This is a genomic window from Paraburkholderia fungorum (assembly GCF_902833645.1).
Classification (GTDB): Bacteria; Pseudomonadota; Gammaproteobacteria; order Burkholderiales; family Burkholderiaceae; genus Paraburkholderia; species Paraburkholderia fungorum.
Genome location: NZ_CADFGE010000009.1, coordinates 326,958 through 339,718, shown reverse-complemented (window position 1 = coordinate 339,718; position 12,761 = coordinate 326,958). Strand labels below are relative to the sequence as shown.

Annotated in this window: 12 protein-coding genes; 3 read left to right on the top strand and 9 right to left on the bottom strand. The window is 57.2% G+C overall.

Annotated features, from left to right (window positions below; genetic code table 11):
* The coding region (locus HWX91_RS40520; RefSeq protein WP_208459046.1) for a hypothetical protein at positions 1–230 on the top strand (230 nt) is incomplete at its 5' end.
* A 132-nt stretch (positions 231–362) separates the two neighbouring features.
* Here the strand turns inward: HWX91_RS40520 and HWX91_RS27080 are convergent.
* The 3 genes from HWX91_RS27080 to HWX91_RS27070 form a co-directional block, all read right to left on the bottom strand.
* Positions 363–548: a hypothetical protein gene (locus HWX91_RS27080; RefSeq protein WP_028200694.1), complete on the bottom strand. Its 186-nt coding sequence runs from the start codon at positions 546–548 to the stop codon at positions 363–365.
* 1,427 nt (positions 549–1,975) lie between these two features.
* Positions 1,976–3,994, bottom strand: a complete 2,019-nt coding sequence (locus tag HWX91_RS27075) for an acyltransferase family protein (protein ID WP_028195386.1) — start codon at positions 3,992–3,994, stop codon at positions 1,976–1,978.
* Between the two features lie 109 nt (positions 3,995–4,103).
* Positions 4,104–4,799 (bottom strand): O-methyltransferase, encoded by a 696-nt coding sequence (locus HWX91_RS27070; RefSeq protein WP_052660654.1) that lies wholly within the window; start codon positions 4,797–4,799, stop codon positions 4,104–4,106.
* Between the two features lie 361 nt (positions 4,800–5,160).
* Between HWX91_RS27070 and HWX91_RS27065 the strand changes: the two genes are divergently transcribed.
* Positions 5,161–5,457, top strand: a complete 297-nt coding sequence (locus tag HWX91_RS27065) for a toxin-antitoxin system TumE family protein (RefSeq protein ID WP_028200691.1) — start codon at positions 5,161–5,163, stop codon at positions 5,455–5,457.
* Positions 5,454–5,828, top strand: a complete 375-nt coding sequence (locus tag HWX91_RS27060; RefSeq protein WP_028200692.1) for an HVO_A0114 family putative DNA-binding protein — start codon at positions 5,454–5,456, stop codon at positions 5,826–5,828. Before HWX91_RS27065 ends, HWX91_RS27060 begins: the two co-directional genes overlap by 4 nt.
* A gap of 652 nt (positions 5,829–6,480) precedes the next feature.
* Here HWX91_RS27060 and pilV read toward each other — a convergent pair.
* Genes pilV through HWX91_RS27030 form a run of 6 tightly spaced genes read right to left on the bottom strand, consistent with a single transcriptional unit; the run spans position 6,481 to position 12,714 of the window.
* On the bottom strand, positions 6,481–7,839 hold the full coding sequence (gene pilV, locus HWX91_RS27055; protein WP_102857585.1) for a shufflon system plasmid conjugative transfer pilus tip adhesin PilV: 1,359 nt from the start codon (positions 7,837–7,839) through the stop codon (positions 6,481–6,483).
* Between the two features lie 2 nt (positions 7,840–7,841).
* Positions 7,842–8,327, bottom strand: coding sequence for a type IV pilus biogenesis protein PilM (gene pilM, locus HWX91_RS27050; protein WP_028195389.1), 486 nt, complete (start codon positions 8,325–8,327; stop codon positions 7,842–7,844).
* A gap of 13 nt (positions 8,328–8,340) precedes the next feature.
* Entirely contained in the window at positions 8,341–9,387 is a 1,047-nt protein-coding gene (locus tag HWX91_RS27045) for an ATPase, T2SS/T4P/T4SS family (RefSeq protein WP_028195390.1), read from the bottom strand.
* Positions 9,388–9,407: 20 nt separating this feature from the next.
* Positions 9,408–9,890 carry a type 4 pilus major pilin gene (locus HWX91_RS27040; RefSeq protein ID WP_081832981.1) on the bottom strand — a complete coding sequence of 161 codons (483 nt, stop codon included), beginning with the start codon at positions 9,888–9,890 and terminating at the stop codon, positions 9,408–9,410.
* Positions 9,891–9,941: 51 nt separating this feature from the next.
* The gene (locus tag HWX91_RS27035) at positions 9,942–11,132 is read right to left on the bottom strand and encodes a type II secretion system F family protein (protein WP_028195391.1); all 1,191 of its coding nucleotides are present in this window, start codon (positions 11,130–11,132) and stop codon (positions 9,942–9,944) included.
* Positions 11,125–12,714, bottom strand: coding sequence for a GspE/PulE family protein (locus tag HWX91_RS27030; protein WP_162181282.1), 1,590 nt, complete (start codon positions 12,712–12,714; stop codon positions 11,125–11,127). The genes HWX91_RS27035 and HWX91_RS27030 overlap by 8 nt, the downstream gene beginning before the upstream one ends.
* Between the last annotated feature and the right edge of the window lie 47 nt (positions 12,715–12,761).

Sequence of the window (12,761 nt, the reverse complement as noted above, 5' to 3'; positions counted from 1 at the left end):
CTAGTTGCGAATCCGGTGTGTGGACGGCTGCGGGCGCTCCGCCGCCGGGAACCATGTGCGGCAGCGTGTCACTTACCGGCAACGGCGGTGTACCCAACCCAGATGGAGCCGTGACCGAGAACGCGTGCCAAGGCGTTCCGTTCTGGGCGCTGGGTTGTCCTGCTGGCTACGTCTATACCACCGTCTTTGCAGCCGACGCTGTCTGGTTTGGGTCTTGCGTTAAAACCTGACTTCCCTCGCTCGCGTGCTTTCTTCCTTTCGACGCTTTGCAATAACGATCAGACATGGGCGCTTCCGCTCCTCACTTCAAACCCATTACCGTCGATGGCTCGTCGTCCGCGCTGTTGGCTGCTTCTTCGCCTTTACACACACATATAGCCAATAATCGCCCCACCGCCCTTCGAGTTATGTAGAAAGAAATAACGGTTGTTAGGGCCGCCATCAGACGCGATCGCAACTTCCCACAGACCCGTACCGTCCGCTTGCGGGTTGTCGAAGGTTTGCAGGAAACACCAGTTGTACGGGCCGATGGTTGTATCGGAGCTCACAGTCCCGTAGGATTTAGGTTGAAAGGTTCCTGCAGCCGTCCACACACCGGATTCGCAATGAGATCCGCGAAGCTCGGGTCATCCGAGGAAGCACATGACCGTCATGAAATAGACGTCCCAAGGGTTGTTGTGATAACCCTCACCCGATACAGCCGAATAGCCGGCGTAGCCGGCCGGACAGGAGCATGTTCCTGTGACGCTGTTGCTCCACTCGCACTGCACGACGGTATTTGCCGATCCGTTCAGCGGATAGACGTACGAGTACGCTCCACCGAACTTAGAGCCCCCTTGCGACCACACGCCGGATTCGCAATCGGATCAACGGACAGCCTAGTCCATGCATCCGACCTGAATTCCCGAGCTGTCCGGGGAGTTGTTTTCGGCCCCCCAATACCACTCGACTCCGTTTTGAGAAAGCGGGACCACCCCCGAATTGTTGTTCGGCCCGTTGACGCCGAACGTCCAACAAAACTTGAACCACCCTAAGCCGACGTAGGTTTCGTGCGTGTTCTGGAACGCACCCATGTTGTACCAGTGTAGATATCCAGTACCCGGCGACCACACACCGGATTCGCAAACCGATCAAGAGGCACACAACGCGTACACGGTAATAGGTTCGAGCTGACCATTCGCATCGCCACAAAAGCCGTACCAACCATTGTTGACCGGGTAGCTGTACATGACAAATGCCAGCCCGTCCGTCGATGGACAAGCGACCCCACCAGACACCATCGTCTGCCCCGCATTGCAATAGACCGCGCCGTTAGAGTCTCGGTTGCTATTGAACGACCCGAAGTTCGCCGTGACGATCGAGGGATTGGAAATCCCCCCCGGCGACCACACACCGGATTCGCAATGAGATCCGCGAAGCTCGGGTCATCCGAGGAAGCACATGACCGTCATGAAATAGACGTCCCAAGGGTTGTTGTGATAACCCTCACCCGATACAGCCGAATAGCCGGCGTAGCCGGCCGGACAGGAGCATGTTCCTGTGACGCTGTTGCTCCACTCGCACTGCACGACGGTATTTGCCGATCCGTTCAGCGGATAGACGTACGAGTACGCTCCACCGAACTTAGAGCCCCCTTGCGACCACACGCCGGATTCGCAACTAGGACAGACGCCACGCGAAGCCAATAAGTTGGTCGTGCGTCGAGCCGTTATTCTGGCCGCACCATCCAGTTCCGCCCGGATAAACACCCGCTGCATACGGTTGGCCTTCGCCGCTTGTTCCTGACGGAGGCCAGTAGCTGATAGAGCCGATCCAGACCTCCCACGTCCCGTAGCTAGGTAAGGTCCAGCACCCGCCGTACCCTGTGTTTATGGCCTGCATTTCGCCGTTCACCGGGCCACCTCCTCCCGCAGACCACACGCCGGATTCGCAACGTGGTCAAGAGGCGCACGGCACGTAGACGGTAAACCCCAACTCATCGAGACAAGATCGCCTGCAATTCCAGTGGATGCCGTTGCATGTATTTGGGAAACAAAAGTGAGCTGCCAGCCGCACTCAGGTGGTGATAGTCGTCAAACCGGTAGATCGGCAATCCATCGAAATTGAGATTACACACGGTTTCCGAGCACGGGACGTCGTATGTATGCATGATGTCTACAGCGGGGTTCCCTTCTCTTATCCTTCGCAGCATTGCAGCGATCGGAGCATGTTGTTCGCGCGCTATCGACGCATCGAACTGGCAAAGGTGCCGATGGATTGGGAAAAGAAGATCGTTGTTAAAGTCGCAGTTAATCAGATCCATCGGAATCGTCGGCACGTCGTTCATCAAAACTACATGTTTGCCGGCGGCCGACAACTTCGCGATGGTGTCGCTCAGCGCGTTCTCAAGCTGGCCAGGCAGGAACCCGTGCCCGTTCGGGCCTGCGTTCGGATCGGTCGACAGGTTCTGATAGTTTTGCCAGGCAGACGCCATGAACACCATCTTAATGTCGGGTCGCGAAAGCACGTACGACATGACGGCCTTGTCGTGGGCGACGCAATGCAAATGATCTTCGAGAAACGGCATGTATCCGGGCTTCGCGGGCTCGTTCTCGATTGGCGGACAGAGGGTGAAGCCGACATCGTGAATCGCAATGTGCTTTTCCTTGCCGAGACGATCGAAGAAGTAAATCAGGTGATACGCGTGCGAGTCGCCCCAAAGAATCGCCTTGTCGTTCGCCGCGGGATCGCCAAGCGTACACGTGGCCTCATCTGTCACAGCAATTTGGGACCAGCATTTCTTGCCGCGTGGCATATCAAACAACGAGTCTCCGGACCAGTGGACGTCGTTGCGGATTTTCTCGGGGTACGCAAAGAGAAATCCATCGGAAAGCTTCGCGGTTCCGGCAAGCAGTCCGGAGACAAGCAGCGGGAGCACAAGGAAGGAAAGCAAAGCCCGGCGCGCTGGCATGACGGTATGACGTGCAGCGCTCTCGATGTATAGATACGTCAATACGGAGAGCACGAAGGCTATGCCGATCGCGATAGCGTAACCTTTGGGCGAGGCCAGATCGAGTCGCCGGAGCGCGAAATAGACTGGCCAGTGCCACAGGTACAGCGGGTAAGAGACACGGCCAATAAACACTGCGGCATCGTTAGCCAAGACCCGGTGCAACACCACGGCTCGCCGGCCAGCGAAGATGATGAGCAGTGCGCCACCGCACGGCACGATCGCACCGATGCCAGGAAACTGCGTCGTCGCGCTGAATCCGAACACACCGAGCAGCACTGTCACGATGCCAGCAAGAAAGACCAGGTCAAACCACTTTGACCGAACAGGCTGACGGTGGAATTCAACCAGCGCGAGCAGCGTGCCGACGAGAAATTCAAAAGCACGGTTTTGCGCGAAGTAGTACGCGCCGGTTGTTGCTCTATGCTCCTCGAAGATCGCGTATGCGAACGATGCTGCGGCAAGCACGGCGAACGCCGGCAGCGCCCAGCCTCGTGCCTTGCGATGCAGTCCGTACAACAGCAACGGGAGGACGACGTAAAACTGCTCCTCGACGGAAAGCGACCAAGTGTGCAACAACGGCTGATCAGCCGCCGCTGCATCGAAATATCCGGTCTGCTTCGACAGAAAAATATTCGATGTCATCGTCGCAACGGCAAGAATATTCTTCGCCAGATGGAAAGTATCGTCTGGAAACGAAAAGAGGATACTGAACGCAAAGGTAACTGCCAGCATCACATACAACGCAGGAGCTAGGCGCTTCGCCCTGCGCGCATAAAATTCCTTGAACGAAAACGAGTCGCGCGACAGATCGCCCAGCAGCGAAGTTGTCACGACAAATCCCGAGATCGTGAAGAACACGTCGACGCCGGTAAAGCCACCCGCGAACGCCGCATAACCGGCATGACAAAGCATCACCGCGATCACGGCAATGGCGCGCAGACCGTCGATATCAGGCCGGTAGTTAGGAGAAAGATGAACAGGCGTTTTGCGAGTTTGCAGCATGCGCTTGGATCCTCTCAGCGAGGACCGGAGACATTAACTAAGGAAATGGTCGAACGATGGCTCGAAACCGCGCGGACCACTTCTACGTTGGCGAGTCCCTCCAGTCGCATCAGGCGCCGTCGTCAAGCGCTCCATCAGAGAGAGCCCTTCCACCCCGCGGCGGAAGCCTAGCTGCTCCTGATCGAGGGAATGCGAATGATCTACTCAGGAAGATGCTCGACGTGGCCGTGAACGCGTTAATCGGCGAGAAGCCGCTAAACCGAATTTCGATAAAGCCAGCGTCGGCGATCATGTCCGCCGTGTGCGGATACCACTCCGCGTTGTCCAAGATAATCATGCCGCCCAGAGCGACCACATCGATCGCTGTGCGTGCGGACCTATAGCGTTCAGCACCGTCTACGACGACGACATCAAAGTGGCGGGGGCCGAATGTCTTCGGAGCATCCGCATACCGGTGTCCGTCGTTCTCGTGGATCAGCGTGGCATTTCCGGGTAACTTCGGTTTTAGTGTTTCGTACCAGCCCGGGTCGAATTCCACGCTTGTCACACTTCGAGCCCGATCAGCCCAATACAAGGTCGACGCGCCGGAACCGAACTCGAAGACGTCTTTGCCAGAGAAGTCAAATCCGTTCAGGTACTCGATAAGGGGATAGGTCAGCCACGGCTGGAACTTACCGTCGCCATCTACGGGCATCCCGTTAATTTGTTTGATGTGGCCGTGCTCTCCAAAGAAAATTCCCTGAAGGCGTGCGGTTACCAAAAGGCGCCGCGGCACTATTTTGCGGATCAGGTCGATAGCAGGCAAAGGTACATCCTCGAACTCGGGGAAAAACGGCGATTTTACTCCTTCGGAGGCGCTGTAACGGTCACGACATGCAGGAGACGAGAATGTTCGAACTGTCCGGAGAGTTGTTTTCGACAGACCAGTAGAAGAGGTCGCCAGACTGGCCCGAGGGCGTGACACCTCCGTTGTTGTTCGGCCCGTTCACGCCGCTTATCCAACAGAATTTGTACCAGCCAATCCCGATGCCAGCCTCATGCGTGTTGTTGTACCAGCCGACCTGGATGTACGAGCTGAACCCACCGCTAGACCACACACCGGATTCGCAACCCTGAGCGCGGCGTGGTGCCCTTCTATCGGATTTTCAGCCGTGATATAATGCGTCATGGCTGAGAGGAAGATCCACGACGAACGGCACGTAATTACGAAGCGGCGAGGCAACGGCGAGTTGCGCCGCGAGGTGTGGGTGGACGAGACCGGTACGGTCACGCGCTACAACCTTGCCTACATCAATCATGAGATCTACCACGGTGACAACGGTCGGGTGATCGGCTACGACAACGCGCACGGCTTTCATCACCGGCACCATTTCGGTCAGGTGGAGCCAGTCGACTTCGTCAGCTTTGAGGATATCGAGGACCAGTTCGCGCGTGACTGGACCGCATTGCGGAGCACATCATGAGCAGAACCCACATCGGAACAGAAACAGAAGCTGACTTCTTCGCACGCGGCAAGCGTGTCGCGCGCCTCGCCGATCGCGGCGAGCCACTCACTGAAACGCGCATCATCACGTTCGAGGACCCAGCCGACGTTGCGCAGCTGCTGACGCAGGCGCGCATCGGCGTCTTCCGCGCGGTGAAGGCGGAGCCAGCATCGATCACGGGCATCGCCGAGCGGCTGCATCGTGATCGCAGTGCGGTGAAGCGCGACATCGACGCATTGGTGGCCGCAGGGCTCGTATCTGTTGAGATTGCGCCAAACGCTGGCCATGGGACACACAAGGTCGTCCGGGCCGTCGCGTCGAGCGTAGATCTGCGCGTGATGATCGACTAGATAAGGACATGGTTGTCCAGACCGGGGACGCTTCTTCCTATTCGCTTTGACGGCCGCTCCATGCGGCCGTTTCCGTATGTGCGCTGGGCTCCAGAACGCTTTGCGAATCCGGTGTGTGGACAACTGGTTCTAAGACGCCTCAGATTGCGCAATTTGTATTTCCCGCTGCAAACGGAACGTGGGACATTGGGTGGCATGCCTACTGTGCGCTCACGCAGTACGACACGTATCAGAATGTTGACCCAGAAGTCGTTCCGGCTTCTGGGCCGAACTCTAGCGGACAGTACGATTGGAATATTTCCACTTGCAACACCGGGTCCGGATGCCAAGGGGCATCCTTCGGCACCTGGGCGACATGTTTAGACTTTACGTAATCACGGAGAGTGCGTCCGGTCACTATGCGGAGCATCTAAGAAAAGCAAGCACGCGAGGCAAGGAAGTCAGGTGCTTACGGAAGACCCAAACCAAACAGCGTCGGTCGCAAACACCGGTGGTGTAGCAACAAGGTTTGCCACGCCGTCGATGTGGTCAAGAGTGTGGTCGCCCGTAACGTTGCGGGCTGCGACGTCAGTGCGCGCGCGTTCTGGCGCAGCGCGAAGCGGGACGAGAGATATTCGGCGCCTAGCCGGCGAACAAACGCTTTGCGACCCGGCTAAAAGCATGCATAGATGATCGGGTTTGTTACGCCGGCGTGGGAGTTGTGTACATTGAAAAAGCGATTTCCAGCCCCGCCGTCGGCGATCAAGGTAACGCCCACACTCCCAAAGGCGCTCGTATCGGTAACGGTCGCATCCATCATGAAACACCAGTTATATGGCCCTATTGTTCCACTATCGCCATTAACGGACGCGTAGACCTTCGGATTGAATTGAGCACCGGCGGTCCACACACCGGATTCGCAAAGAAGTGGCCCAGTGGGTCCCTGGCCGATGTATTGGGGTCCTGGGCAGCCCGCACCCGGGCTTGCGGCACCGTTCACGACGACATATCCGCCGACATTAACGTTGCCGCTTGTATTAGTGTTGCCGTTAACCTGTATGCTTCCATTAACTTGGGCGTTCCCCGTCGAGAACAGGAGCCCGCCTTGGATCACGCCGCCGGCGGTTATATTTCCGCTGATACTCGCGCTGCCCCCAGCAGTTACGTTCCCGGCAGCATTGAAACTTCCCGACGCGTTGACGTCCCCCGAAACACTTGCCGTTCCAGTATTGATCGGTGCTGCGGCGGTGCCTGCCTGATTCTGCACAAAGAGCGCGCCGTTCTGTCGGATCGCGGAATTAGCCGTGTCGCCGTAAAACAAAGAGCTTCCGATTTGCACACCATTGCCGGCGTTTGCTTGCAATTGGCCTACGTTTGTGATGTTGTTACCGTTCATCCCGAGCGCCGTGTTCATATCGTTAAGCTGCGCTTGCCCTGGAATCGCATTGCGATAAAGATAGTTGCTCTGTAGGCCTCCATTGCTGAACATAAGGAGCGTTGCAGGACTACCGCCCGCCGCGCCCACCGAATAACCGCTCGTAGAAATCTTCCATGCGCCAAAGGCACCGTACGCGTTCTGGGATGCGCCGGAGTAGATGCCGGAGTTGTTCGACGGGATCAACCCTCCGGCCCCGTTTGCGGCTCGTGCAATCAATCCCAGCTCCTGATCAGAAATGACGTCCCCGCCGGTCGCGTAGATCAACACTTGCAGGTTGCCCGCAGTCGGCTGGCTGATCGCAGCTTGCCAGGTTTGATTAAACGGATTTTTCCCGGTGAACCCCGTCGGCAATCCCAGGCCGCTGGTCGACATCACGTTACTCGTGATTGGTGCCGGCGTCCCGCCAGTCGACGACTCTAACGTCGCCAAGTTTGCATTCACGTAGTTCGTGACGGCCGACACCCATAGCTGCTGCTGCCGGGCAGTAGTGACGTCCCGCATCGTGTGGGCTTGTGCAGCGACTGCGTTGGAGACCTTCGGAAAATATACGAGGCCGATGACGACAGCGAACAGCGCCGCGAGAACTTCATCCATGATTAGTTCCTACTTTCAAAGACCGACACAATGTCCCCCGCCGACGCCAAGGATGTGTTCAACGGCTGCGGCGTGGGCACCACGCCAGCCTCCAGCGCCTTGGACGTCCACGTCGATCCTGCCGATACGCCAAACGAGACGTCGTCCCCCGTTTGCTCGAGTAACGTTTCTAGAGTCCCGACTGGCAGCGCGGCATAGACCGTGACTTCATACCCGTTGCTTATTGCCGAGATCGCGTTACCGGCTGCATATTGCGACGTAAAAGACGCCGAGAATCCGTGGTTGTAGGGCGCCAACTGACTCGTGGATAGGGTCCCCGTGTAGGTCGGGTTTGCCCCCATGAATGCCATCACGGCAGACCGGTAATTCAAAAACTGTGCTGCTGCAGAGGCGATATTTACAACCTGTACATTCGGGACCGACGAGCTCGCCTGATGCCGTGCCAACGTCAGCGCGACGGACATCATCGCGAAGACGAAGAGAGCCATATATCGCACGGTGTCACCTTTTTGATAAATTCATTTCGGATAACTCCTTGAGAAGCTCCCCCTTCTGCCGGTCGACTTCGCTGCCCAGCATACTGAATTCGCCTCTCTTCATATGTCCCCGACCCGCATCGACCTCGTTCGGCAGAAACAGCGCGCGGACCGACAAACTACGCGGCGGATTGCCAGTCGGTAGCGACCCGATCAAGCTATCTTGACTTGGCCGTGTGCTTGCCGGCGCACTTGGCGTGGCCAATCTCAAATCGAGGTGCACGGCAAAGCGGAATGCTTCCACAAATTGCGGAGACACATCACCCCGGCCCGCGGCCCGAGCGAACCGCTCGATTCCGTTGATGAGGTCGGCTCCGTGGTAGGTGCAAAGGACAAGAAACCCCATTTTTGCCGCTTGGGCAACAACCTCTGCGGTCTGGTCATCCAGCACTTCACCGACAAAAAGAACATTTGGTGTTGCCCGGGCAAGATCGCGAATTGATTCCGCCATCTGCTCCGGGCTGTCGATCTCGCATTGATGGATGTACCCGTTCTCATGTCGCCCTGCAATATCGATTTCGACTGGTCCTTCGCTCGTCCACGTCACCCCGCCAAGACGCCGTGCCCGCTCTCGGATGTACGCGCAGGCGGTCGTGGTCTTTCCTGCGCCTGGGCGCCCCAAGAATAGGCCTATGCCACTCTTAATTTCCGGCGAAAGCAAACGCTTCGCGAGGGATGGCACCATCCTAAGTTCTTCGAACGACTTAGGTTTAAACCGAAAGGCCCTACAAATGAACACATGCTCACCGTTCGCGAGACCTATACGCTTCACGCGCAGACGCGTTCCGTGCTCCGGAGGCCAGTCGATTGGAAATCCGTATCGCGACGCGTCGATGCCCCGCGTTCTCCACGTCGACTCGAGGAGGCGATAGAACTCTATCGCCTCCTCAAACATTGCAGCAGGCACTGGCGAAGCCACCATCGAGTCAGGAGTCGCCTTGAACCAGCCGTGTCGTGGGTCTTTGCTCACACAGAGATCTGACCAGATGATGTCGTGCAACGTATCCGCCATGCCTCAGCCTCAAAAACCGATCAATGACCAAACACGAACGTGATATTTTGCGTCGAGGCCGAGTTGCAGCCCGAGATCGCTTGTGCTGGAGACAGCGGCGTTGTTGACGTGTAGGTCGTGCCATCAAGCGTCAACTGAACGTAGTTCGATGCTTTTTCGACCAAGTCGATACAACCGGAGCTCGGCACCGTGTCTTCGATCACGTCAAACTGCGATGAGTTCGCATCCACTTGCACCGTCACATCCCCGCCCCACTGGTTCACCAAGGTCGTTCCGCTGACCATCGCGGATGGCGCGATATTCGACGCAACCGACGTCGTGAGGCCAGCGAACGTCGTTTGACCTGTATAAGCGTTCTGAATACTCGATGATAACTGCGTCAGGTTCGCAACTTCGGTCTCGGCCTTGTTCTTGCTAAATATTGATACGAGCACCGCGACCACTGCCGCGATACCCAACAGACGGACCAGGTATTTGAACCACGAGCCCATAATTTCATCCATCGCACACCCCTCTCTTCATAAGTCAACAAAACGCCGGTCGTAACGGTGGCATCACCCACCATTGAAGGTCCCGAGTTGAGTCGTTACACCGTTGATTGAGAACATCAGGAAACCCATCAGCGCGTACATCGTCATCTCGGCATAAAAGCCGAATTTCTTAGCATTTGTCGTGGCGTTTCGTTCGATCTCCCTCGACCATCTCACCGTTAGCCGCCCGACCTTTTCATGAAAGTCTTTGAACGCAGCGATGGAACGGATCCTGTCGATGATTTCCGGGTTGGGAAATTCGAAAGGCGGAAGCTTCCCTTTGTTTCCGGAAGCCTCAAGCGCCTGCGCCAGATTCATACCCCCTTCCATCATCCGAAACCGAATGTGCTTGAGACGCTCCCGCATCCAAGGTGTAGATGTCTCCATTTGCCGGGAGAGAGCGTGCACGTCCGGAACCCCTGCCTCGAGCAGGCCGGAAAATGCCGACAACCACTTGAATCCTTCGATGTCCCGATAAAAAGAATATGGGAAGTATCTTTCGGCTGAGATTCTTTTCGGGCCAACCCATCGAGGCAGTGACCACCGAACGGCGTAGCCAACAACACACGCGACGATTATCGGAAGAACGGACAGCCACGACTGCGTGAAATCCGCGACGATGTACATTGCAATGCCAGCGCCCTGAACCTTGCTTTCGGGCAATCCCTGTACGATTGTCGGCATCACATAAGCGCCCACCGCCCACATGACGCCATACATCATCGCAAGATAGGCGATCGGTCGGATCGCAGCTCCACGATATGCCCGGACAACCGCTTCGACTCGATCGTGCGACTCAACGAGGAGATCAAGAGACAACCCAAGCTTCCCGGATGCTTCGCCGGCGGCAATCATGCCCATTTCCGACTTCGGCACCGCGATAGCGATCGCCCGACTGAGCGTAAGTCCCTCTCGCATCCGGCGGGAGACATTCTCCACGAGCGCGTGGCTGCTCCTCCGATTCCGCTTGCGCATGATTTCTGCAAAACCATCGAGTGCAACCTCAACCGGTACGCCATTCTCCACTTGCGTCGAAAGGTGTATGTAGAGGGCCTCTCGGGTCTTCCAGTTAAACGCCTTGCGGTCAGCAGCGTCCGAGAGCTTCCCCCACCAACCAGTTCGCTTATGTTTCAGCAACGTGGCCGAATCTTTCGGGGCGCCCTTGCGCAGTCCAAGGACGACCAGCGCCTCTTTCACGATCCGGGCATTAAGCATTAACGACCTCCAGTAACCGATCATGCTCACGCGGTATCGCATGAATGTCGTCGACTACATCATGGAATTGATGCTTGGGCACAATAACGTCCACCATCTCTTGAACGTGGTTTGGGTCAACTCGACCAGACAAGACGTGCTCAATCGCCGCTTGCAGAAGCGGAGGGTCCGCGTCCGGGCGCCGATGGTAGTTTCGGCGAGCGATCGCTGTCCCCTTGTGGATAAAATCCGCCATGAGCCGAGCGTCAGTCACTACCACTTCCATGATCCCGAAACGCTGGCCCGTTCCGTTCTGGTTGCAGTGCTCACAACCTTCCCCGCGCACATAAACGCTGCTGATGTCGCCATCCTTCGACCAAGTTCTGAGCGCGGACAGTAACGTCTCGCTCAGCCGACCTGGCGCGTCCGCGGCGCTCAATCGGCAGTGCGGGCAAAGCGGGCTCAACAGCCGCTGCGAAACGACACCGCGCACAATCTTCGGATCGCAAAACATTTCCCGCTTCAGCTTCAAGATATCCATGAGTTCGAGACGATCGGGCCACAGGAAGGCGTCCGAAACGTGCAGGGTAGTGGTGACCTTGTGACCCGTGGTAGCCGCCTCGAACGCCATTAGCGCGACTTCCGCCCCACGAATCTCGCCCGGCGAGATGATCCTCGGTGCCATACGCAGAGCGGCCGCCATAGCCTCCGCGAACTGCTCGGCAGTGGCAGTCTTGTCCAACGCATTCGTAACGGGCAGTTGCGTCGACCACTCCTCCGGAAATTCGATGGGGTCCGCAATCATGATTTGCTTCAGGTACGGGCGGACTCGCGCCTCCTCCTGGCGCAACTGATAGTCCGTTGTTGACTTGCCCGCTCCCGTCGGGCCAGTGATGATGAGGATTCCGTCTGGCATGCTCATGACATGCTTGAGCTTCTCGAGGTTCTGCTTCGTGAAGCCCATCTTCGGCAGCAGAAACTCGCCCGCCGGTGCGGTCGGAAATTTCAATGGTGGCAGATCGCGGCGGCGATCGGTCTTTACTGTGTTCGAATACTGCAGCCGCAACACCATGAACTGTCCGCCTTGGGCAACGGGAAAAGACGGCCCGCGGGCAATACGGATGGACGTAATGCCTGCGTCAGGGCTCAGTTTGTCGCCGGTCACTTGCGCGTTCTGGCGCTCGAGGTCCTTCCATGACGAATCGCCCGTCGTTACAAGTCCTTGCCAAATAGCCCGCAGCAGCACAAGAGCCTTTTCCTGAGGGTACTCACGGAAATGGCGGAGGTCGTTGTCCACGGTGAGTTGCACGATCGCGTGCTGACCACGCAAAAGAAAGTGAATGTCCGAGGCCCGGTAGTACGCCGCCGTCTCGATGAGCTCGATCGCCTCGTCGCGGTTACCCGTACCTTGTTCGACAGACTCCCGCTTCACAAAGCGAAGACCTTGCGCGTCCCGCAGACGGATGACTTCCGCAAGTTCGACTATCTCCTGTTTGATCCGGTAGCCGTTGAACTCATTGCGCTCGAGCCAAGAGCGGTAGAGCGGCTGCGCCGCGATATGCCTCGGCACCCACACTTTGAGGTCCGTATGGGAAAAAGCCATCTCCCGCTCGAGATTCTCGGGAGGTGCAATAAGCTTCCCTCGCATCG

Excerpts from the sequence above, each read along its gene's own strand:
- HWX91_RS27075 (WP_028195386.1), bottom strand. The coding sequence starts at position 3,994 with ATGCTGCAAACTCGCAAAACGCCTGTTCATCTTTCTCCTAACTACCGG.
- HWX91_RS27065 (WP_028200691.1), top strand. The coding sequence starts at position 5,161 with ATGGCTGAGAGGAAGATCCACGACGAACGGCACGTAATTACGAAGCGG.
- HWX91_RS27060 (WP_028200692.1), top strand. The coding sequence starts at position 5,454 with ATGAGCAGAACCCACATCGGAACAGAAACAGAAGCTGACTTCTTCGCA.
- pilV (WP_102857585.1), bottom strand. The coding sequence starts at position 7,839 with ATGGATGAAGTTCTCGCGGCGCTGTTCGCTGTCGTCATCGGCCTCGTA.
- pilM (WP_028195389.1), bottom strand. The coding sequence starts at position 8,327 with ATGGCTCTCTTCGTCTTCGCGATGATGTCCGTCGCGCTGACGTTGGCA.
- HWX91_RS27045 (WP_028195390.1), bottom strand. The coding sequence starts at position 9,387 with ATGGCGGATACGTTGCACGACATCATCTGGTCAGATCTCTGTGTGAGC.
- HWX91_RS27040 (WP_081832981.1), bottom strand. The coding sequence starts at position 9,890 with ATGGATGAAATTATGGGCTCGTGGTTCAAATACCTGGTCCGTCTGTTG.
- HWX91_RS27035 (WP_028195391.1), bottom strand. The coding sequence starts at position 11,132 with ATGCTTAATGCCCGGATCGTGAAAGAGGCGCTGGTCGTCCTTGGACTG.
- HWX91_RS27030 (WP_162181282.1), bottom strand. The coding sequence starts at position 12,714 with ATGGCTTTTTCCCATACGGACCTCAAAGTGTGGGTGCCGAGGCATATC.